This is a genomic window from Agarivorans litoreus (assembly GCF_019649015.1).
GTDB lineage: Bacteria > Pseudomonadota > Gammaproteobacteria > Enterobacterales > Celerinatantimonadaceae > Agarivorans > Agarivorans litoreus.
This window is the reverse complement of the sequence record NZ_BLPI01000001.1, coordinates 2,099,806-2,120,000: the sequence shown is the minus strand read 5'-3', so window position 1 is coordinate 2,120,000 and position 20,195 is coordinate 2,099,806. Positions and strand designations below refer to the sequence as shown.

The 20,195-nt window shown below is 46.2% G+C and carries 21 protein-coding genes and 3 rRNA genes (1 of these 24 running past the window's edge); 14 read left to right on the top strand and 10 right to left on the bottom strand.

Translation table 11 applies throughout. From position 1 onward, the window contains the following. From K5L93_RS09835 to pssA, 4 genes are all read left to right on the top strand, one after another. Window positions 1-1,079, top strand: a 23S ribosomal RNA gene (locus K5L93_RS09835); it begins 1,809 nt to the left of the window's first position. 110 nt (window positions 1,080-1,189) lie between these two features. Then, window positions 1,190-1,305: ribosomal RNA gene (rrf, locus tag K5L93_RS09830) — 5S ribosomal RNA — on the top strand. A gap of 100 nt (window positions 1,306-1,405) precedes the next feature. Then, window positions 1,406-1,521, top strand: a 5S ribosomal RNA gene (rrf, locus tag K5L93_RS09825). Window positions 1,522-1,691: 170 nt separating this feature from the next. Beyond that, a complete protein-coding gene (gene pssA, locus K5L93_RS09820) occupies window positions 1,692-3,041 on the top strand; it encodes a CDP-diacylglycerol--serine O-phosphatidyltransferase (protein ID WP_220719629.1) in 1,350 nt (449 codons plus the stop codon). A gap of 58 nt (window positions 3,042-3,099) precedes the next feature. Here pssA and K5L93_RS09815 read toward each other — a convergent pair whose 3' ends face one another. Together K5L93_RS09815 and aptA are read right to left on the bottom strand one after the other, a co-directional pair. Then, on the bottom strand, window positions 3,100-4,590 hold the full coding sequence (locus K5L93_RS09815; protein ID WP_220719628.1) for a CoA-acylating methylmalonate-semialdehyde dehydrogenase: 1,491 nt from the start codon (window positions 4,588-4,590) through the stop codon (window positions 3,100-3,102). A gap of 18 nt (window positions 4,591-4,608) precedes the next feature. Next, entirely contained in the window at window positions 4,609-5,952 is a 1,344-nt protein-coding gene (aptA, locus tag K5L93_RS09810; protein WP_220719627.1) for an omega-aminotransferase AptA, read from the bottom strand. 103 nt (window positions 5,953-6,055) lie between these two features. Between aptA and K5L93_RS09805 the strand changes: the two genes are divergently transcribed. After that, complete coding sequence (locus K5L93_RS09805) at window positions 6,056-6,973, top strand: LysR family transcriptional regulator (protein ID WP_220719626.1); 918 nt, start codon at window positions 6,056-6,058, stop codon at window positions 6,971-6,973. Here the strand turns inward: K5L93_RS09805 and K5L93_RS09800 are convergent. Beyond that, complete coding sequence (locus K5L93_RS09800; protein ID WP_220719625.1) at window positions 6,965-7,618, bottom strand: alpha/beta hydrolase; 654 nt, start codon at window positions 7,616-7,618, stop codon at window positions 6,965-6,967. The genes K5L93_RS09805 and K5L93_RS09800 overlap by 9 nt on opposite strands. A 92-nt stretch (window positions 7,619-7,710) precedes the next feature. On the opposite strand from K5L93_RS09800, the gene K5L93_RS09795 reads away from it, so the two are divergent. Continuing rightward, window positions 7,711-8,112, top strand: coding sequence for an SMI1/KNR4 family protein (locus tag K5L93_RS09795; protein WP_220719624.1), 402 nt, complete (start codon window positions 7,711-7,713; stop codon window positions 8,110-8,112). A 169-nt stretch (window positions 8,113-8,281) separates the two neighbouring features. After that, window positions 8,282-8,596: an MGMT family protein gene (locus K5L93_RS09790; protein ID WP_220719623.1), complete on the top strand. Its 315-nt coding sequence runs from the start codon at window positions 8,282-8,284 to the stop codon at window positions 8,594-8,596. A gap of 21 nt (window positions 8,597-8,617) precedes the next feature. Here K5L93_RS09790 and K5L93_RS09785 read toward each other — a convergent pair whose 3' ends face one another. Together K5L93_RS09785 and K5L93_RS09780 are read right to left on the bottom strand one after the other, a co-directional pair. Next, window positions 8,618-8,938, bottom strand: coding sequence for a YlcI/YnfO family protein (locus K5L93_RS09785; RefSeq protein WP_220719621.1), 321 nt, complete (start codon window positions 8,936-8,938; stop codon window positions 8,618-8,620). Continuing rightward, entirely contained in the window at window positions 8,898-9,596 is a 699-nt protein-coding gene (locus tag K5L93_RS09780; RefSeq protein ID WP_016403850.1) for an AAA family ATPase, read from the bottom strand. Before K5L93_RS09780 ends, K5L93_RS09785 begins: the two co-directional genes overlap by 41 nt. A 326-nt stretch (window positions 9,597-9,922) precedes the next feature. Between K5L93_RS09780 and K5L93_RS09775 the strand changes: the two genes are divergently transcribed. Next, on the top strand, window positions 9,923-10,792 hold the full coding sequence (locus K5L93_RS09775; protein ID WP_220719619.1) for a Tim44 domain-containing protein: 870 nt from the start codon (window positions 9,923-9,925) through the stop codon (window positions 10,790-10,792). Next, a complete protein-coding gene (locus K5L93_RS09770; protein WP_220719617.1) occupies window positions 10,792-11,124 on the top strand; it encodes a GIY-YIG nuclease family protein in 333 nt (110 codons plus the stop codon). Before K5L93_RS09775 ends, K5L93_RS09770 begins: the two co-directional genes overlap by 1 nt. 36 nt (window positions 11,125-11,160) lie before the next feature. On the opposite strand, the gene K5L93_RS09765 is transcribed toward K5L93_RS09770, so the two are convergent. Then, entirely contained in the window at window positions 11,161-11,931 is a 771-nt protein-coding gene (locus tag K5L93_RS09765; RefSeq protein ID WP_220719615.1) for a substrate-binding periplasmic protein, read from the bottom strand. 213 nt (window positions 11,932-12,144) lie between these two features. Continuing rightward, the gene (locus K5L93_RS09760) at window positions 12,145-13,050 is read right to left on the bottom strand and encodes a DMT family transporter (protein WP_220719613.1); all 906 of its coding nucleotides are present in this window, start codon (window positions 13,048-13,050) and stop codon (window positions 12,145-12,147) included. 112 nt (window positions 13,051-13,162) lie between these two features. Here K5L93_RS09760 and K5L93_RS09755 point away from each other — a divergent pair, with 112 nt between their 5' ends. Beyond that, a complete protein-coding gene (locus K5L93_RS09755; protein WP_220719612.1) occupies window positions 13,163-14,071 on the top strand; it encodes a LysR substrate-binding domain-containing protein in 909 nt (302 codons plus the stop codon). On the opposite strand, the gene K5L93_RS09750 is transcribed toward K5L93_RS09755, so the two are convergent. After that, complete coding sequence (locus tag K5L93_RS09750) at window positions 14,052-14,687, bottom strand: TetR/AcrR family transcriptional regulator (protein ID WP_220719611.1); 636 nt, start codon at window positions 14,685-14,687, stop codon at window positions 14,052-14,054. The two genes, K5L93_RS09755 and K5L93_RS09750, sit on opposite strands and share 20 nt — an antisense overlap. A 278-nt stretch (window positions 14,688-14,965) precedes the next feature. On the opposite strand from K5L93_RS09750, the gene K5L93_RS09745 reads away from it, so the two are divergent. The 4 genes from K5L93_RS09745 (at window position 14,966) to K5L93_RS09730 (ending at window position 17,957) form a co-directional block, all read left to right on the top strand. Further along, the gene (locus K5L93_RS09745; RefSeq protein WP_220719610.1) at window positions 14,966-15,496 is read left to right on the top strand and encodes a hypothetical protein; all 531 of its coding nucleotides are present in this window, start codon (window positions 14,966-14,968) and stop codon (window positions 15,494-15,496) included. After that, the gene (locus K5L93_RS09740) at window positions 15,489-17,072 is read left to right on the top strand and encodes a GMC family oxidoreductase N-terminal domain-containing protein (protein ID WP_220719609.1); all 1,584 of its coding nucleotides are present in this window, start codon (window positions 15,489-15,491) and stop codon (window positions 17,070-17,072) included. The genes K5L93_RS09745 and K5L93_RS09740 overlap by 8 nt, the downstream gene beginning before the upstream one ends. Before the next feature lie 78 nt (window positions 17,073-17,150). Then, a complete protein-coding gene (locus K5L93_RS09735) occupies window positions 17,151-17,570 on the top strand; it encodes a secondary thiamine-phosphate synthase enzyme YjbQ (RefSeq protein ID WP_220719608.1) in 420 nt (139 codons plus the stop codon). Between the two features lie 75 nt (window positions 17,571-17,645). After that, on the top strand, window positions 17,646-17,957 hold the full coding sequence (locus K5L93_RS09730) for a DUF3301 domain-containing protein (RefSeq protein ID WP_152783992.1): 312 nt from the start codon (window positions 17,646-17,648) through the stop codon (window positions 17,955-17,957). 11 nt (window positions 17,958-17,968) lie between these two features. Here K5L93_RS09730 and K5L93_RS09725 read toward each other — a convergent pair whose 3' ends face one another. Together K5L93_RS09725 and K5L93_RS09720 are read right to left on the bottom strand one after the other, a co-directional pair. Then, on the bottom strand, window positions 17,969-19,327 hold the full coding sequence (locus K5L93_RS09725; RefSeq protein ID WP_220719607.1) for an MATE family efflux transporter: 1,359 nt from the start codon (window positions 19,325-19,327) through the stop codon (window positions 17,969-17,971). A gap of 108 nt (window positions 19,328-19,435) precedes the next feature. Further along, window positions 19,436-20,149, bottom strand: a complete 714-nt coding sequence (locus tag K5L93_RS09720) for a sulfite exporter TauE/SafE family protein (RefSeq protein WP_220719606.1) — start codon at window positions 20,147-20,149, stop codon at window positions 19,436-19,438. Between the last annotated feature and the right edge of the window lie 46 nt (window positions 20,150-20,195).

Below are 20,195 nucleotides of genomic sequence, written 5' to 3'. Positions count from 1 at the left end.
GTGACGCCTGCCCGGTGCCGGAAGGTTAATTGATGTGGTTAGCGCAAGCGAAGCTATTGATCGAAGCCCCGGTAAACGGCGGCCGTAACTATAACGGTCCTAAGGTAGCGAAATTCCTTGTCGGGTAAGTTCCGACCTGCACGAATGGCGTAATGATGGCCAAGCTGTCTCCACCCGAGACTCAGTGAAATTGAAATTGCCGTGAAGATGCGGTGTACCCGCGGCTAGACGGAAAGACCCCGTGAACCTTTACTACAGCTTGACACTGAACATTGACCCTACATGTGTAGGATAGGTGGGAGGCTTTGAAGCGTTGTCGCTAGATGACGTGGAGCCGACCTTGAAATACCACCCTTGTAGTGTTGATGTTCTAACGTTGTCCCGTTATCCGGGATGCGGACAGTGTCTGGTGGGTAGTTTGACTGGGGCGGTCTCCTCCCAAAGAGTAACGGAGGAGCACGAAGGTTGGCTAAGTATGGTCGGACATCATACGGTTAGTGCAATGGCATAAGCCAGCTTAACTGCGAGACAGACACGTCGAGCAGGTACGAAAGTAGGTCATAGTGATCCGGTGGTTCTGTATGGAAGGGCCATCGCTCAACGGATAAAAGGTACTCCGGGGATAACAGGCTGATACCGCCCAAGAGTTCATATCGACGGCGGTGTTTGGCACCTCGATGTCGGCTCATCACATCCTGGGGCTGAAGTCGGTCCCAAGGGTATGGCTGTTCGCCATTTAAAGTGGTACGCGAGCTGGGTTTAGAACGTCGTGAGACAGTTCGGTCCCTATCTGCCGTGGGCGTTTGAGAATTGAGGGGAGCTGCTCCTAGTACGAGAGGACCGGAGTGGACGAACCGCTGGTGTTTGGGTTGTTATGCCAATAGCATTGCCCAGTAGCTACGTTCGGAACTGATAACCGCTGAAAGCATCTAAGCGGGAAGCAGGCCTCGAGATTAATTCTCACTAGGACTTTAAGTCCTCTGAAGGGCCGTTGGAGACTACAACGTTGATAGGCAAGGTGTGTAAGTGCTGTGAGGCATTGAGCTAACTTGTACTAATTACCCGTGAGGCTTAACCATACAACACCTAAAGGGTGTTGCTTATAGACACTTTATTTAGAAACCATGAATGCTTGTTAGTGCTCATGAGGTATTTCAGCTTTTTCGAATGTTAAAGACAACAGTTTTTGCCTGGTGGCAATAGCGTTGTGGACCCACCTGACTCCATGCCGAACTCAGAAGTGAAACGCAACTGCGCCGATGATAGTGTGGGGCTTCCCCATGTGAAAGTAGGTCACCGCCAGGCTCCTATACTAAGCCCTCGTCTAACGACGAGGGCTTTTTACTCTAGCTAAGGAAATTTTGGCCTCGCCAACTAGCTTGAGTGAACAATGTAAAAGTTTTTGCCTAGTGGCAATAGCGTTGTGGACCCACCTGACCCCATGCCGAACTCAGAAGTGAAACGCAACTGCGCCGATGATAGTGTGGGGCTTCCCCATGTGAAAGTAGGTCACTGCTAGGCTCCAAATAGTAAAGGGCTTCCCAATGGGAAGCCCTTTTTCTTTGTGCGCTATATATAGTTGTGTGGAGCTAGCAGCAATTTTACGCTTTGTTGATAGCTTTCTTAGTGACTGAGCTGATCCTTTGTTACAATTAGCCAAGCATAATGCTAGCAATCAAGAATCTATATTAATGACTCCACGTTTTTCTCGTAACGCATCGTTACAGTCTCTTCCCCAAATTGCGCATGATCCACTGCAGTTTAAAACCTTGCTGAGTGCAGAAGAGTATCGCCTTGCCTTGCTAACGCGGATAGCCGAGGCTAAGTCTCGAATTTATATCGTTGCGCTTTATCTTGAGGATGATCAAGCTGGCCGCAGCATTATGGAAGGCTTGTATACTGCTAAACAGGGTAATCCAGAGCTAGAAGTTGTTGTCTTAGTTGATTGGCATCGTGCTCAGCGTGGTTTAATTGGCGATGAACAAGCCGAGGGTAACGCTGCGATGTACCGCGAGTATGAACTACGTTACCCAGGCCTTATTACCTTCTACGGTGTGCCTGTGAGTAATCGCGAATTGTTTGGTGTACTGCATTTAAAAGGTAGCATTATTGATGATACGGTAGTGTATAGCGGTGCCAGTATTAACAATATTTACTTGGCGCAGCAACAGCGTTACCGCTTTGATCGCTACCACTTGATTCATAATGCTCGCTTGGCTAATGCGATGGTTGACTATGTAGAACAGTACCTAGTGAATAGCGAAGCGGTGTCTAGTTTATCGGCCAATGAGCCAGTGACCACTCGTTCGCTAAAGCCTGCGATTCGTCGTTTACGCTTGTCATTGCAACGTGAGCAATACTCTTACTATCCCCAGCAATGTGACGAAACAGAAGTTGGCATTACACCTTTACTGGGTTTGGGGCGTCGCCAAAATTTACTCAATAAAACCATTCGCCAGCTGATCATTAAAGCCAGCCATCAAATAACCATGTGCACACCTTATTTTAATCCTCCGGGCAGTTTGTCTAGGGAAATTAGCAAAGCCTTAAAAAGTGGTGTGAAAGTAAAGTTGATTGTTGGCGATAAAACCGCAAGTGACTTTTACAGCAAGCCAGATGAAAACTTTAAAGTTATCCATGCGCTACCTTATTTGTACGAGCTGAATTTGTCTAAGTTTGTTAAACGACAGCTAAAATACATAAACAGTGGTTTGTTAAGTATTCATTTGTGGTCGCATCAAGATAATAGCTTTCATGTAAAAGGTTTGTGGGTTGATGAGCGCTATAGCTTGTTAACCGGTAATAACTTGAATCCACGCGCTTGGAACTTAGACTTAGAGAATGGCTTATTGATTGATGACCCGAAAGGATTATTGAATGAGCAAAAGCAGGTTGAGCTGAATAATATATTGGCTCACACTAAGTTAGTGCATTGTGTGGCAGATTTAGACAACCTCGCTAATTACCCCTTGCCAGTGAAGCGCTTGCTAAAACGAATAAACAGGGTGCGCGCTGACCGTTTGCTAAAACAAATCTTATAAGTAGCTGCCTACCTACTTAGCCCAGCCTTAAGCTGGGCTACTAAGACAAATAAGCCCTTTAGCTAGGGAATGAGAAATTTACCCCTTCACGTACCGACGCTGATGGCCAACGCTGGGTAATGGTTTTACGTTTAGTATAAAAGCGCACAGCATCAGGGCCGTAGGCGTGTAAATCACCAAACAAAGAACGTTTCCAACCACCAAAGCTGTGATAAGAAACCGGCACAGGAAGCGGAATGTTAATACCTACCATTCCAACTTGAATGTTGTCTGAGAAGTAACGTGCTGCCTCTCCATCACGGGTATATAGGCAAGTACCATTACCAAATTGGTGCTTGTTAATCAGTTGCATACCTTGTTCCATGCTATCCACTCGAACCACACACAACACCGGTCCAAAAATCTCTTCTTGGTAGGCTTTCATCGTTTCGGTGACATGGTCGATTAGGGTTCCTCCAACGTAGAAGCCATCAGGGTAGCCCGCTACTTGAGTATTGCGGCCATCTACAACTACGGTGGCGCCATCTGCTTCAGCACTACTAATGTACATTTCAACTTTGTCTCGCTGTTCGGCACTAATTAGTGGTCCAAAGTCGTTTTCTTTATCTGAGTAGGCACCAACCTTTAGGTTCTGCATTTGCTGAGTTAAACCATCTACCAGCTTGTCGGCAATTTCGTCACCTACGGCAACCGCAACCGATAAGGCCATACAACGTTCACCCGAGGAGCCAAAAGCTGCGCCAAGTAGAGAGTTTACTGCGTTATCTAAATCGGCATCAGGCATGATGATGGCGTGATTTTTTGCCCCGCCTAAGGCCTGGCAGCGCTTACCATTGGCGGTAGCGGTGCTGTAAATGTACTCGGCGATTGGGGTAGAACCTACAAAGCTCACCGCTGCAACACGCGGGTCGGTGAGTAGGGTATCTACGGCTTCTTTATCGCCATTCACGACATTAAATACACCTGCTGGTAATCCTGCTTGATGAAGTAGTTCGGCAATTAGCATTGTCGCCGACGGATCTCGCTCAGAGGGTTTTAATACAAAGCTATTGCCGCACATAAGTGCCATGGGGAACATCCACATTGGCACCATCACAGGGAAATTAAATGGGGTTATCCCAGCTACTACTCCCAAGGCTTGGAATTCACTCCATGAGTCTATGCCTGGGCCAACGTTACGCGAATGTTCGCCTTTAAGTACCTCGGGTGCAGCGCAGGCGTATTCAACATTTTCAATACCACGTGTAAGCTCGCCCATAGCGTCATGGACGATTTTTCCGTGCTGTTGGCCTACCAGTTCACAAATGCGCTCGGCATTCTCTTCCAGCAAGGTTTTGTAGCGAAACATAATTTGGGCTCGTTTCGCCACTGGCGTATCTCTCCAAGCTGGAAAAGCCTGTTGAGCGGCGCTAATGGCTTGCTCAACCGTGGTTTTGTCAGCCAAGGCAACTTGGCTAGCGACTTGACCAGTTGAAGGGTTATACACATCTTGTGAGCGCGTATACTCGTTGTGGTTTTCGCCGTTAATTAAATGACCGATGATAGACATAAAGCTTTCCTTATAGGCTTAGGCTTGGCCTGATAGTTGATTAATGGAGTCGCCTAAGGCATTAAATAGGCTGTCGATTTCTGCTGCGCTTACGTTAAACGGAGGCGCTATTTGTATGGTGTCGGCGCCATAGCGCACGTAGTATCCTTTTTGCCACATTTGTTGGGCCACTAAAAACGGATTAAGTGCTGGCTCACTGGGTGCATGAACCAGGCTTAAGCCTGCGGCTAAGCCCATGTTTCTTACATCGCTTACTAAATCTAACTGCCCTAGCTGATGCGCGGCATGTTCAAGTATTGGGCTCATTTCCCTTACTTGTTCGAACATCTGTTCTTTTTCCAATAAGTCCAAAGAGGCAAGTGCTGCGGCACAAGCAATAGGGTGAGCTGAGTAGGTATAGCCGTGGGGCAGCTCTAACATATAGTTTGGACCACCTTCTTCCATAAAGGTGTCGTAAATTTCTTGCTTGCAGGCCACTGCTCCCATAGGAATGACCCCGTTGGTGAGCTGCTTGGCCATGTTAATGATGTCTGGCGTAACGCCGCAGGCCTCTGCTCCGGTTTTGTAACCTAAGCGGCCAAAAGCACAAATCACCTCATCGAAAATCAATAAGATTTGGTGTTGGTCGCAAATCTCACGTAAACGTTTTAAGTAGCCAATAGGCGGAGGAATTACCCCTGCACTGCCGGCCATAGGCTCAACAATCACTGCCGCTATATTGGAAGCATCATGCATGGCAATTAAGTCAATTAAGTCATTGGCGAGTTCAGCGCCTTGGCTTGGTTGGCCTTTGGTAAAGGCATTTTCTGGCAATACCGTATGGCGCATGTGGGCGCTATCTACCCCGGCACCAAATATGGCGCGATTTGGGCCTATGCCACCCACTGATATGCCGCCAAAGTTTACCCCGTGATAGCCTTTGCCGCGGCCAATCAACTTGGTTTTACTGGCAAGGCCTTTTTTACGCCAATAAGCGCGAGCGATTTTCAGTGAGGTATCGGCAGATTCAGAGCCAGAACCAGTGAAAAATACCCGGTTTAAGCCTTCAGGCATAAACTCGGTAATTCGCTCTGCCAGTTGAAATGATTTTGGGTGGCCAAACTGAAACGCTGGAGAGTAATCAAGCTGGCTGGCCTGTTGGGCAATGGCATCTACTATTTCTTGGCGGCCATGTCCCAAGCCGCAAGTCCACAGCCCTGACAAACCATCAAATATTTTGCGACCGTCGGCATCAAAGTAGTATTTGCCCTTGGCTTGGCAAATCATTCGTGGATCTTGTTTGAATTGGCGATTTCCCGTATATGCCATCCAGTGGCTATTAAGTTGATTTTGGGTAATTCCCATGTCTTGCAATGTGGCCATTTGCTTCTCCTTGCAAAGCTAGATGCTGTGTTTAGCCTAATGCTGGTTTTAAGTTACATAAATATGTATCTTTGAATCTAAAGTTTCATAAGGATGAAACATAATGCAGAAGATCTTGGGTCAACTTAGTGATACTGATTTACGCCTACTCAAAGTTTTTAGGGTCGTGGTGGAATGTGGAGGCATTTCGGCAGCCGAAGTCGAACTAAATATTGGTCGCTCGACCATTAGCCGACACGTTAAGGATTTGGAGATCCGCCTTGGGGTTACCTTATGCCAGCGGGGGCGAGCTGGGTTTGTGTTGAGTGCCGAAGGACAACATATCTATCAATCAAGCTTACGTTTGATGGGCGCCTTAGATGAGTTCCGCGCAGACGTTCAAGGCTTACACAAAGAGATGACCGGTAACCTAGCCATTGCCTTGTTCGATAAAACCGTCACCAACCAAGAAGCTAAAATTTCCCAAGCATTGCAGCTATTCGACCAACGAGCCCCCAAGGTTAGTTTAGATTTATACGTAGAAACCTTATCGGTGATCGAAAGTGGAGTGATAGAAGGGCGTTATCATGTTGGTGTGGTGCCGGGACCGCGTCAATCTGCCAGTTTGGCCTATCAGTGGCTATTCGATGAAAAAATGTCTCTGTATTGTGGCTATCACCACCCCTTGTTTAAACGCAGTGATATTACGATTAGCGAGCAAGAGATAGTTAGCCAAAAATATGCTGGCCTTGGCCACAACTCACCTAATATGGATACTTCTCAGCAAAAAGGCTTTAAGCGACATGCCACCGCTTATGACCAAGAAGCAGTCGCAACTTTATTATTGTCGGGCAGTTATTTGGCTTATTTGCCCGACCATTATGCACGTAGTTTTGTGGAGCAAGGGCTGATTAGAGCCATTGGTGGCGAGGTGTTTAGCTATGACTGTCCGTTTTTAGCGGTAAATCGTATATCACCCAAACCCTCTCGGATATTGGCTTGTTTCCTAGAGTGCTTAAAGCAAGCCCATCACTTAGTTTAAACGGGCGCCTATCCACGCTTTAATCGCCTTTATTTGGCTTGGCGATACACTGTGTGCCATATCAAATAGGCCAAATTCCGCTTGGTAGCCTAAAGCTGATAGTTGCTGATAGGCTTGCTCACCTAAGCTTGGGGCTACAACATCATCTTGTCGGCCATGCTGGATGAGGATCGGCGTATTAGCTTGGAAGTGCTGTTTAGGCAGGCTTTCATTGACTAAGTAGGTAGACATACACAACACACCACCTAAGGCATGCTCTAGGTTTAACGCACAGTGATACGCCACCGCACCGCCTTGAGAGAAACCGGCCAAAATAATGTTTTTACTGGGGATACCTTGAGCAAGTTGTTGCTCAATTAGCTGGCTAATTTCTTGGCTTACTTGTTCTAAGTGCTGTTGATTAATTTTACGCTGCGGTGAAAACGCCAGTATGTCGTACCAAGCGGGCATAAAGTAGCCAGCGTTAACGGTAACGGCGCGCTCGGGCGCTGCTGGAAAGATAAAGCGCACTGCTGCTTCATCGGGCAGTTTAAATTGCTTAGCTAAAGGTACAAAATCTTCAGGACCAGCGCCTAAGCCATGCAGCCAAATAATACAATGGCGAGCAGCTTGCTCGGGTTCTACAGTTATAGCGTGAAGTGGCATGGATATTCCTTTGCTGATTGAGAGTCTTCTAGGTAAGCTGTGCACCAGTTTTAGCAACAGGCATTGTATGCCAATGCCGCGGAGAGACAAGCATGCAAGAATTAATCGATGAAATTAGAGCTGCCGATCAGTCTGGCGCCTATCCTAGTGAGCTACCAACAGAAGCGCAATTAGTTGAAGTTGAAGAACTTATCTTAATTCCCATGCCAAGTGATCTGCGTGCTTTCCAACTTACCGTGAGTAATGTTATCTGTGGTAGCTTAGAGCCTGTAACCATTAGCGACCCTTACTTACATACTTATTTGCCAGAGGTGGCGGCTACCGCATGGAGCTTAGGATTACCGCGTGAGTTTATTCCTATTTGCCAAAATGGTGACAACTTCTACTTCATTAGCCAAGAAGGTGAAATTGGCTACTGGCAAGGCCAAGAAGATCTAGTGCCAGAGTGGGATAGCATCTGGGATTGGGCTAGCGAAGTATGGATGCAAAGCTAAGTAATACCAATCACACTAAGAAAGTGATTAGAAATAACGCAGGAAAAACACTCGAGAATAAGGCAGTTTTTTTTGATAAGTAGTTATTCTACAATCAAAAATTCTAACGCTATTATCGAGTATTTTAACCAGATAGAATGAACAGTTACTTAGTACGATTGGTATAAACATGGAGCAACAAGACTACCTCGCTAAGTTTTGGTTGGTGATTGGGCATATTCCAGAAGGGAAAGTGGCCACTTATGGCGGGGTTGCCGAAATGGCTGGTTATCCTCGAATGGCGCGTGCAGTAGGGCGCTGCTTAAAAACCTTACCCGAAAACTCCAATTTACCATGGCATAGAGTGATTAATGCTAAAGGCATGATCTCCTTCCCAGAAGGCTCTCCGCAATATCAATGTCAGCGTCAGCGTCTTGAGGATGAAGGGATTATCTTTCGCAATAATAAAGTGCCTCTCACCCAGCACCTTTGGCTGGGTGATTAAGTTACTTTAGGTAGCTTAAGGCTATTTGGGCTTTAATATAGCCTGTTGTTTGGGTTCTTCTAAACCTGCTAAGTGATGAGTTAAAGCTCGCACCAAGTAAGACTTAGACAAACCGGTTTTTTGCTTTATTTGGTCTAACTCGGCAATTACCGCTTGGTTTAAGCTAAACGTGGCATTTTTTGCTGTCTGCTTAGATGCATTTCGCCTGGTTTGTATCGGCAAGTGCACCACATTTTCGCAGCCACGAGCATACAGCTCGGCTTGCGCAATAAAGCTATCTACATCGCAAAACTGTTTTGGTTTAGAAGCCCGAGGCTTTTTCTTGAGATCGTGCAATGCCATGATCTGCCGCTCCTTGCTCACATACTATAAATTCTTCAGCAATATTGCGGATTTCTTGGGCTGCTTTTCCTTCCGGCTCAAGCTCCAACACCGTGTAGCCACGCTCTTCGCTATCATCATAGATATTGCGATTAAAGGTGATGGCGTCTAGCACATTTAACCCGTAGGTTCTGCATACCTCTTTGGCCTCTTCTATACGCTTGTATTGGCTTGGCAACGAAGGGCATTGGGTGAGCACAACGGCTTCTTTTAAATGAAAGTTTACCGCTTTACAGGTGTTAACTAACTCTTCTAAATGGGGCAGGGTTTTTATATCACGCCGCTTAGGGCGTAGTGGAACGATGGCGTGGGTGGCAACGGCCATACTCGAACGCAGGGCTTTGCTATCTTGCCCTCCGCAATCTACTACCACAAAGTCGAAACGATTTTGTAGGCTAAGTAAGTCGTTGCGAATGTTGCCGTACAGTTGCACACAGTTAATGGTTGGAAGGTCTTCTTGCTCGTTACGTGCTTGCACCCAATCCGAGCTAGTACGTTGTGGATCGCAATCAACCAAGAGAATTTCGGTATTAAAGCGTTGTTTCAAATACACCGCCAAGTTTTGGGCCAGACAGCTTTTTCCACTGCCCCCCTTTTCACCGCCAACGAGAAGTATCATGGCTAAGTCCTTTTTGTTTTGGTCTTTTGTAAGTGTCTATGTCAGCGGAATTATTATTTTTAGCTGACTCCCCCAGCTTAGGCGAAAAAATAATCAAAGCAATAACCCTAATTGATCTGAGTGTTTATAAAAGGGTTTAAGTTATTGAATTTAATGTGTATTAGTGGCTATTGAACAAGCTGCATCTAGCTGTAACAAAAGTTTTACATCAATACTAAAGTGGTAGTGCTTTAGCTTGCTTAGTTCTTGAGATAGTTTTCACTTGAACCTCGCTGCAAGCTGGTTACACTGCTTATCGCTGAATTACTCCTTAGAAGGCGGAGCGCATGTTAAAAAAATTGATGAGTGTTATGGCGTTGGTGATGGCGGTATTGATTATTACCCCCGACGCAGAGGCCAAACGCTTTGGTGGAGGTAAGTCTTGGGGTAAAAGCCAACCTACCTTTAAAAAACAACCGAGCCAAACTAATCAACAGGCTAATCAGCAGCAGAACCAAAACAATGGTACTGCCGCAAATACTGGCCGTCGCTCAGGGATGATGGGTGGATTGTTAGGCGGCTTATTAGCCGGCGGTTTGTTTGCTGCTTTGCTTGGCGGTGGGGCCTTTGAAGGCCTACAGATGATGGATATTTTGTTGTTTGCTTTAATTGCCTTTGTGGCGGTGCGTTTCTTACGTGGCCTCAACCAACAAAAGGCAGCGGCAATCAATCACCAACCCGCGCAGGCTTATCAAGCTCCTCAGGCAGAGCAACAGTGGCAACAGGGTGGTTTTGCTAGTGCTAGCCAACTTGCTAGCGAAGGCGAAGAGGACGTGCCGTTTAATCCGCCAGCAGGTTTTGACGCGAATGCCTTTTTAGAAGGTGCTCGTGGTCACTTTGATACTCTGCAGCGCGCTTGGAACGACAACAAGCTAGAGGTGATGCAAGAATACTTGAGCATTGAACTATACAACGCCCTAGCTGAAGAGCGTCGCTCATACGGTTCTGAGGAAATAAATAGTAGTGTTGTGTTTATTGATGCCGAACTGGTTCGTGCTGATCACTCAATGTTAAATGCCGAAGTAAGCGTTAAATTTACCGGTAAAACACGTGATGAGGTTAGCGGCCAAGAAAGCGATGTTGCCGAAGTGTGGCACTTAGAGCGCAAACTCGATCAAGCTAATTCACCGTGGTTGATTGTAGGCATAGAAGCGTAATGTCTGGTGATGACTCTCTAGTAGTTCAACAAGCTGCTAGTGAGTGGTTTTTGTATATTATTAGAACCAAACAACAGTATTTGTACACCGGCGTGACTACCGATGTGGCGCGCCGTTTTGCCGAGCACCAACAAGGTGGTGTTAAAGGTGCCAAAGCCCTACGCGGAAAAGGCCCGCTACAGTTGGTGTATCAACAATGTTTGGCGTCGAAGCAGCAGGCCATGCGCTTAGAATATGCCATTAAACAATTACCAAAAGCCGCTAAGGAACGCTTGGTGCAGGGAGAAATAGATTGGCAAAGCGTGTTGCCAGAATCAAGCTCCAAAGCTTAAGTTACTAAGAGTTAACTTAAGCTCTACACATCAATGTTATTGCCAGTCGCTAAGTCCATAGCGTTGTAAAATTTTGGCTAACTCTCCACTGTTTCTTAAACCTTGTATACCTTCGCTTAAGCGATGAGCTAAAGCCGGGCTTTGTGGGTTAGCCGGAGAAAACGCAATGTACACTGGCTCGCTACTAAAGCGAGTGGCGAAGCGAATGTCGTTATTATCTCCCCGTTGGTGGGTGTAATAATTCACTACACTTTTATCTTCGACGTAGCCATCAATTTTTCGTTCCATCAGCAGCTTATGCATACGCTCCAGCGCCTGTTCACTGCGAACAACCACCAAATTACGGCGATGTTGATGAGCACTAATATAGGCATCAAGTTCATCGTTGTAGTCATAATCAGCAATCACCGCTATCGTCAGGTCTTCCAGTGAAGGAACGCCTTGATACTGCCAGTTACTATCGCTACGCATCACTAGTACTTGCTGGGCTTTACCAATGGCCAGCTTAGGGTAAATAAAACCTTCGGCTTCGCCGGCGAGTGCCCCTACCACCGCTTGATAAACACCTTTTTGAGTATGACGCAGCGCACGTGACCAGGGCATCTCAACTAGGCTTACTTGATAATCGGGCGCAAAAACCTGCTGTGCAATCTCGATGATGTAACCCGGTGAGCGACTGCTCACTTGGCAATTAAAAGGGCACCAGCGATCAGCGGCCAAACGCAGCGGCTCCGCTTGGCTAGCTGGGCTCGGCAAGCTAAGTACCAGCAACAGTAAGGTGGTTAAGGTGTTTTTGTAGGCTAACAAGGCGAGCTAAAATCAACGGTGATGGTGGTAAGCATTGTATAATCTCATTACAGCTAATTATTGCAGTGTATTATGCTGATTTATTGATGGATTGTACTGATTTACCTAAGGTACCTTAGCGGTTAATTCTATAGTGCTGTTTAGCTAAGTTGACAGTAAAAGCTTTTCTTCGAGATTTAAAGCTTCTTAGGCCATAAGCTTGCTGGCCTAAGCTTATAGGCCAGTGTCTGAAGCAGAACGCTTTACGCGCTTTTGGCTTAACTGCTTTTTCCATAGGGCGAGTTGTTTAGGTAAGGGGCTTTGCAATACCAAAGGTACCACAATTAGAGCCGCGCCAAGCCAGGTTAACCAGTCGGGCATTTCACTAAAAAATAACCAGCCAAAGATTGCTGCACCAATCAATCCGGTGTATTCGGCGCTAGCAATGCTGTTGGCATTAGCCGACTTATAGGCAATGACCGAACCAGCGTGTAAAAACAAAATAAATAAGCTACTGCCGCCCGCAAGGTAAAGCAGTGACCAATTAAAACTGTGCAAGTGTGGCCAAGCCAGAGTTAGTGTGGCCGGCACAACCATTAGGTTGGTCCAAAATAAGCTGGTGACTACCGATTCTTGTTTGGGAATGTACTTTACCGTTAAGTTGCTTAAGGCAAGTGTAAGCGCCGTGCCTAAAGCTGCGATAGCTCCCCAGTTAAATTCGGTGGGGCGAATAATTACCAGCACGCCGATAAAGCCAATGAATGCGGCAGCCACTTGAGTTCGGTTTACTGGGCTTTTGTGTAACCAGATACCTAGTGGCAACATCATAATGGGTGCGGCGTAAAATAAGGCATTAGCGGTGGCTAGCGGTAGCGCTATTAAGGCTACCACCATGCAGCCAGAGCCCGCTAGCCACAAATGCCCACGAACTACATGCACTAAGGGTTTTGCTGGCAGTTTTTGTTTGGTGAGCAAAAATAAAGGCAATAGCAATAATAGCGTGCTGAGTTGGCGATATAGCAGTATTTCAAATACTGAGGCTTGTTCTCCGGCTACTTTCATCAGTGCGTCAGACAGCACTGCGATCTGATTAGCTACCACTAAAATGAGGATGGCAATAAAGGTTGAATTGTTACGCATAGCTGCCTCCCGTTAATTAATGGCTAATAGGTGAAGCAGCAGTGTAGAAGCTTGTTAAACATTAAAAAAATGATAATAATTAAAAATACATGAAAAAATTTAATGTATTTGCATGAGAACTCTACCTCCACTTAATGCCTTAATTGCCTTTGAGGCTGTAGCGCGAAATCAAAGTGTCGCCAAAGCAGGCGAAGAATTAGGCATTAGCCAGAGCGCGGTAAGCCACCGCTTGCGCTTGCTTGAAGAGTATTTAGCCGAGCCTTTGCTGATTAAAGTTGGCCGCCAACTACAACTAAGTGAGGCTGGGCGCAGCTACTTTAGCGAAGTAGAGCGTATTTTAAATGAATTAAGCCACATCACCCGCCAAGTAAAAGGTGAGGGGGTTGCGCAACTTAGGCTTACTGCTTACAGCTCATTTGCCTTAAAACGTTTGATACCCTTGCTTCCAAGCTTTAGGGCGCGTAATCCAGAAATTGATTTACGCTTGCAAATGATTACCGAGGAGCCGGTCTTGTCTAGCGCTACTGGTGACTTGTTCATTTGTTTTGCTGATTCAGCTCCTGGTTATGTGAGCCACTTATTGCACAAAGAACGGTTGGTGGCGGTATGTTCGCCGAGCTTTTATCAAGAAATCGATCAAAATAACTGGCGGCAAGAACTCCCACAATTTCCCTTGTTGTCTTGTGACTTAGATGAAGATGCTCAGCAACCAGGTGGGGATTGGGCGGTGTGGTCTAAGGGCTTGGGGATATCGCTGCCAAGCAATCAAGGCTTCCATAGTTTTAGCCACCAAGTACTCGCCTTAGAAGCCGCGGAAACTGGCCAAGGTATTGCGCTAGTGAGCGATTTTATGGTGGAAAAAGACATTCGCGAGGGTAGCTTAGTCGATCTACCGGTTTCTTCGGTATATACCGGTTACGACTTCTACCTTTGTTATAAACAAGCTCGCAGCCGCGACCAAGGCTTGCGCGCAGTGGCCGATTGGCTGATAGAAACGGCGGCTAGTCCGCTAGAAGTTTAACTAACAGTAAACTTAAGCTGTCGACAAAGTCTAAACGTAAAATTTCAAACTCATCGTTTTGCATCACTTGCTGCATGGTCGATGAAGGGTGGCTGGTATGCCAACAACCAATTACGGCTTGATAAAGAAACATCACTTTAGTGAGGGCTTGTTGTTGGCTTAGCTGAGGCGACCAATGTAAAAACAACTTGGCTAGTTGTTCGGCCATGCCTTTAAGCTCTCGTTTAAAGCTGATGGCTTGTTCGATATTCTCTTGTTTTTCTAATACCGTATGCAAAATGGCCGAGAGGTAACAAAAGGTAGGCTGAGCGGCAATGGTCTCGGCTAATACTCTAGGTTTTAGATTTTGCTGAGACAAACGTTCCAGCCCTAGTAATAGCTGTTTAGCCTCTTCTAAATAAAGTGCCATAAACAAGCTTTCTTTGTTGGCAAAGTAACGATACAAAGCCGGCTTTGATAGCTCTAGTTGTTCGGCAAGTTGGCTAAGTACTACCTGTTCGTAGCCATGTTCGCCTAAGGCTAATTTAGCGGTGCTGAGTATCTGTTGGCGGCGTAATTGCTTTTGTTCAGGGCTGATGGCGCGTTTTTTAATAGCTGTATTCACAATGGTATTCATTAAGCTCTTGATAGGTAAACCTTAGTCACTAATTGCGCTAAAAGCTATTTAGCAATTGCTTAGCTCTTGGCAAATCTCTTATGGGAGAGAGCAGGTTTACTGTAGCGTTCTATTATTAAGTGATAATACCGCCAAGCTTGCCGGTAAAGAAACCTAAGTTTTGCGAGCTTTGATCCAAACCTTAAATAAGTTACTCATGGAAACTTGTGTTTAGAGGTGGTGAGGTCTATATAAGTTACCAGTGGTATCTTAATTTAAGTCTTAGGGCAGGGAGCCAAGTGAAACTCAGTCGCCGTTCATTGTTAAAATACAGTATTGCTACTGCTGCGCTAGCTAGCGGAGGAGCATGGCTGGTAAGCCCTGCTTCCATAGACTTTAAGCCTATGCCTAAGCTCACTTTAAAGCCGCAATACCAACAGGTGTTTTGGTACTTAATTCCTGCTTTCTTAGAAGGTGCTGTGGCTAGCGACGATGTAGCGCGAAAGCAACATGTGCTGGCCAATATCGATCAAGCGTTCAGCATTCTAGAACCCCACACTCAAGCTGAGTTAAATCAACTACTAGAGATATTAGCCTCTCGTGGAGGTTGGTTATTGCTAAGTGCCGGTGCAGCCCGGCTTAGTGAGTTATCGATAGCGCAGCGCTTATTGTTGTTACAGCAATGGCAGCAGCATTATCTACAACTATTACGACAAGCCTATCAAGGCTTACATGAACTGATCACTGCCGCTTGGTATGGTGATCCAACAGCATGGCCAGAATTAGCTTATCACCTGCCAGTGCAAGCTAGGGGTTTAGTGAATGATTAAAGATATTATTGCTGAGGGCCTAGCATCGGGCTGGCAACATATTGATGGAGCCAACCAACAAGGTGAGCAAGAGCTAGATTGTGACGTACTAATCATTGGCAGTGGTGCCGGTGGCGGGATCAGTGCGCAAGTGCTTAGCCAGGCAGGGCTTAAAGTAATGGTTGTGGATGAGGGGCCACTCAAAAGCAGTCAAGACTTTAAGATGCAAGAGCGCAGCGCTTACCCCGACTTATACCAAGAATCGGCTGCACGAAAAACCAAAGATAAAGCCATTAGCATTTTCCAAGGGCGTTGTGTGGGCGGCTCAACCACGGTGAATTGGACCACCTCTTTGCGTACTCCAGAGCCCACTTTGCAGCACTGGCAACAGCGCTGGGGTTTTAAGCAGCTAAATTCGCAAAGCCTGGCGCCTTACTTTGTTAAGGCAGAACAAATGTTGGGCATTAGCCCTTGGCTGCAAACAAATCAAAACAATGCTTTATTGGCGAAAGGCTGCGAGGTTTTAGCGTGGTCTTACCAAGCGATACCTCGCAATGTAAAACAGTGTTGGGACTTAGGTTACTGTGGCATGGGTTGTCCAACTAATGCTAAGCAGTCGATGTTAGTAACAACCATTCCTGCTGCGCTCAATGCTGGTGCCACTTTGTTAAGTCGATTTCGAGTGCAAACTTTGCATTTCGATAAAGGTGCTATCACCGGTGCGCAATTGCAGGCTTTAGATGCTTCGCAGCGCTTACATGGCGAGAGTATTAAGATTAAAGCGCGCCAGGTCGTGTTGTCGGCAGGTGCTATTGGTAGTCCTGCTGTGCTGTTACGCTCCAAGGTTCCAGATCCTTATCAGCTAGTGGGTAAACGAACCTTTTTGCACCCCAGTGTGATGAGTGGGGCGGTGTTTGAGCAAGCGGTAAACAGTCATCAAGGCGCACCGCAATCGGTGTATTCCGATCACTTTGTATGGCGAGAAGGCAGTGAAGGAGAGTGTGGTTACAAACTGGAAGTACCTCCGGTACATCCTATTCTGTTGGCCACTAAAATTAGCGGCTTTGGTCAGTTTCATAGTGACATGATGCAGCAGATTAACCACCTTCAAGTCACCATTGCCCTGCTGCGCGACGGCTTTAATGAGCAAAGTATTGGCGGACAGGTGCAGCTTCGCGATGATGGAAGCCCTGTGTTGGATTATCCCATTAGTGACTTTGTGTGGCGCGGAGCGCGTCGCGCGTTATTGAGCATGGCTGAGTTGCAGTTTGCTGCAGGCGCTAAACAAGTATTTCCCTTGCATGAACAAAGCAAGCTAGTGAGTTCATGGCCGCAGGCCAAGACTATGATTGAGCAATTGCCAATGCAGGCCTTGGCTACGCGTTTAGCGTCAGCGCATGTGATGGGAGGCTGTGCCATGGGAGGCGATGAACAAACATCCTTAGTAGATGAAGAGGGTAATTATCGCTGGCTGGATGGCTTAAGTGTGATTGATGGCTCTGTGTTTCCTACTAGCCTAGGAGCTAATCCGCAACTCAGTATTTATGCTATGGCTTTAAGAAATGCCGAATTGCTGGCAAAACGCCTACAAGCTTAGGCTTTGCTTAAGCAAAGCGTTTACAAACCAAGCTAGCCACTGCTAGTCTTAAACAAAGATTAAAAAAGGCCTAGCTTCATGTGGTTACAACGTTTGGTAAGGTTAAAGGCGCGACCGCGCGGCTTTCATCTAATTACTGAAGAATTAATTTTGCAGTTACCTGAGCTGCAAGATTTTAAAGTGGGCTTGTGCCACCTGTTATTGCAGCACACCAGTGCCAGCTTAAGCTTGAATGAAAATGCAGATCCCAGTGTGCGAGCCGATTTAGACGCTCATCTAAACAAAATGGTGCCGGAAAATGCCCCCTATTTTGAGCACACCTACGAAGGCGCCGACGACATGCCCGCTCATATTAAAAGCAGCATGTTAGGGGCCGAACTAACCTTGCCGATTAACCGAGGCGAGTTGGCATTGGGAATATGGCAGGGCATTTACCTTGGTGAGCATCGTAATCAAGGTGGTCATCGGCAAATTATCGCCACCATTTCTGGTGAATAGTCGTTGTATAGTTTTACTTGTTATTCACAATACCGTCCCAATATCTTAAGCAAAGTCTTTACCTAAGTTGGCGCCATGGATCTGTTAGCTATATTTCTGCTCACCTTTATTGTGATGTTCTTTTGGCGTCGCCGAAAAGACGCTGAGCGTGCCCAACACTTAATCAAACAAAAATGTAAGACGCTAGAGCTACAGCTACTTGAAGTAAATTTTAAGCAAGAAAAACCGCAGAAAATGGCAGGCTACTGGCGCTGGTGTCGTTACTATCAGTTTGAATTTTCTTCCACTGGCGACAGCCGCTATCAAGGCCAACTAATTATGGCTGGCAGCCAATACAAATTTGAGTTACCGGTTTACCGAGTGGGTGATGATTTGTATGAAGGTTAGGCTAACCCCTACTAATCATACATCAGCGTTTCTGCCTTATTGCTATCAAACTCTTTCAAATATTTACGTGCTAGCTGCCTAAAAGGTAGGGCTTTTACAATTTCTTCAAAGGGCTGAATAGCAAAGGCCCAAAAGATTGATACTTCAAAATAAAGAATCAGCAGTGCGCACAGTGGAATTGAGATTAGCCATTGCCCTATAAAGTTGATTTTAAACACGCTGGTGGTTTTACCTAAAGCGCGTAAGGCATGTCCATGCACGGTATTGTAACCCCGCACTATCGGTAAAAAGATATACAAAGGTGCGATGAGACTAAGCGCTTGATAGGTTTCGGCATCTAAATCTGGGTAGATATTTGGCAGCATAAAACTAAGCCCGGCAAATAACAGCGCACAAATCACCGATATTGCTACAGCAACATCAATACTTTTGTTCACATTTGCACTTAAGTCATCGAGCTTTCTTGAGCCAATAGCTTGGCTAATACTAATTGCAGAAGAGTGTGCCCAAGCGGCAATAAACTGGGTGCCGGCCCTAAGCCAAGGCATTACCAAAGTAATCGCCACGTAAGCGTTAATGTTGAGCTGGGAGTACAGCAGCTGATAAACGCTAATGCCAATTTGCAGGATGGTAACGTTCACCGCTACCGGGAAGATTTCTTTACTATGTAGTCGAATGCTATTAAACAAGGCTGGCATCGACTGATTTAAACTTAGCTGTAGGCTTTGATCGGCTTTCAAACACAAACTCAAATAGCTCATGCGGATAACGATAGCTATTAAGCTACCCAAGGCAGCACCCTCGACACCCATGCCCAAAAACTCACCCCAGCCATGAATGAGCAAATAAGATAGCAAAGCGTTGATTGGCATTTCGATGAGGTAGCCTTGCAGCGGGATTTTGCTTTTTCCTTGGCTGTTGAGCAGGGCGATCATCACTTGGGTAACGGCGGTAAATAGCACCAAGTATTTAGAAATGGCTAAGTAGCTCATAATTTGTTGCTGTAGCGCGATGTCATCGGCGAGCGCGCCAACAATGGCTTGGTCACCAAGGTGTAACACTAACCAAAAGATTATCGCTACAGTCACGTTGATTGCTAAACCAGACCAAAAACCTTTGGCAATGGCTTGCTTATTACCCGAGCCTATTGCCCGACTAAGCACTAATTGAGAGCCGTTGGCCAAGGCCATTTGAATGCCCATGATAAAGGCTACCAGGGTCGCAGCTATCCCCATAGCAGCTAGAGGGATCTCGCCCAGAGGAGACACCAATAAGGTGTCTACCATCAACATTGATTGCATCAATAGGCCGTTTAAGGCGAGCGGCCAAGCTAAGGCGATATTCTTTTTAAGGTAGGATTGGCTCGGCACAACAGTCTCTAGTTATAGCAATCAATTTAGGATAATCAGTAGTATATGTTGTTTTGTATTACAAATTAAGTTGGTAGATCAAATTCTGTTGAAATAAGCAGCGTTTTACTAAGACATTAAGAAATAACTTAGCATGGCACTTCCACCAGAAATGGCACATAAACTTAAAGAGAATGTACGAATCCATTGCTGTGGAAAGCGTTTTCCGTAGCGTCGCCCCAGAAAAGCCCCTAACAACGCAGCAGGAATTAAAGGCAGAGTCGCATATAAATGTGTTAGCGACATAAATCCTACCGACGTTTGCACGATGAGCGACATAAAGCAGCTAGCAACAAAAAAAGCCGACAGATTTGCTCGTAAATAGCTGGCTTGCTGATGTTGTAATAGCAAGGCCATTGGTGGGCCGCCAATTGAGCTACTGGTTCCCATAAAACCAGAGATGAATCCGGCTATTGCCATACGCCTAGGTGTGGGAGCGATACGAATAGGAAACAAGCTAATGGCTACGGCGATAATTACCGACAAACCTAACCAAAATGACAGGCTTGCTAGATCGGCCCACAGTAATAAAAGTCCGCCCGCAATAGAGCCTGGGATGCGGCCGATAATCGCCGCTTTTAAGCCGCCAAATGCAATGCTGTGTCGGTATTCAATGGCACTTAAGCTTGCCACTACCAGTGCAACCACAACCATGGGGCCTGGTACATAAACAGGGGAGAGTTGGAACAATAACGGCGCAGCAATTACCGCTAGGCCAAACCCTATGGTGTATTGCACAAATGCACCGCTTAACACCAGTAAACAGGCTAACAGTGTAATCACTTTGCCACCTCACTCACCCAAGCCTTGGCTAAGCAAAGTGGGTCGT

Bases quoted from the DNA above. Each gene is read 5' to 3' on its own strand.
- pssA (WP_220719629.1), top strand. From the start codon at position 1,692: ATGACTCCACGTTTTTCTCGTAACGCATCGTTACAGTCTCTTCCCCAA.
- K5L93_RS09815 (WP_220719628.1), bottom strand. From the start codon at position 4,590: ATGTCTATCATCGGTCATTTAATTAACGGCGAAAACCACAACGAGTAT.
- aptA (WP_220719627.1), bottom strand. From the start codon at position 5,952: ATGGCCACATTGCAAGACATGGGAATTACCCAAAATCAACTTAATAGC.
- K5L93_RS09805 (WP_220719626.1), top strand. From the start codon at position 6,056: ATGCAGAAGATCTTGGGTCAACTTAGTGATACTGATTTACGCCTACTC.
- K5L93_RS09800 (WP_220719625.1), bottom strand. From the start codon at position 7,618: ATGCCACTTCACGCTATAACTGTAGAACCCGAGCAAGCTGCTCGCCAT.
- K5L93_RS09795 (WP_220719624.1), top strand. From the start codon at position 7,711: ATGCAAGAATTAATCGATGAAATTAGAGCTGCCGATCAGTCTGGCGCC.
- K5L93_RS09790 (WP_220719623.1), top strand. From the start codon at position 8,282: ATGGAGCAACAAGACTACCTCGCTAAGTTTTGGTTGGTGATTGGGCAT.
- K5L93_RS09785 (WP_220719621.1), bottom strand. From the start codon at position 8,938: ATGGCATTGCACGATCTCAAGAAAAAGCCTCGGGCTTCTAAACCAAAA.
- K5L93_RS09780 (WP_016403850.1), bottom strand. From the start codon at position 9,596: ATGATACTTCTCGTTGGCGGTGAAAAGGGGGGCAGTGGAAAAAGCTGT.
- K5L93_RS09775 (WP_220719619.1), top strand. From the start codon at position 9,923: ATGTTAAAAAAATTGATGAGTGTTATGGCGTTGGTGATGGCGGTATTG.
- K5L93_RS09770 (WP_220719617.1), top strand. From the start codon at position 10,792: ATGTCTGGTGATGACTCTCTAGTAGTTCAACAAGCTGCTAGTGAGTGG.
- K5L93_RS09760 (WP_220719613.1), bottom strand. From the start codon at position 13,050: ATGCGTAACAATTCAACCTTTATTGCCATCCTCATTTTAGTGGTAGCT.
- K5L93_RS09755 (WP_220719612.1), top strand. From the start codon at position 13,163: ATGAGAACTCTACCTCCACTTAATGCCTTAATTGCCTTTGAGGCTGTA.
- K5L93_RS09750 (WP_220719611.1), bottom strand. From the start codon at position 14,687: ATGAATACCATTGTGAATACAGCTATTAAAAAACGCGCCATCAGCCCT.
- K5L93_RS09740 (WP_220719609.1), top strand. From the start codon at position 15,489: ATGATTAAAGATATTATTGCTGAGGGCCTAGCATCGGGCTGGCAACAT.
- K5L93_RS09735 (WP_220719608.1), top strand. From the start codon at position 17,151: ATGTGGTTACAACGTTTGGTAAGGTTAAAGGCGCGACCGCGCGGCTTT.
- K5L93_RS09730 (WP_152783992.1), top strand. From the start codon at position 17,646: ATGGATCTGTTAGCTATATTTCTGCTCACCTTTATTGTGATGTTCTTT.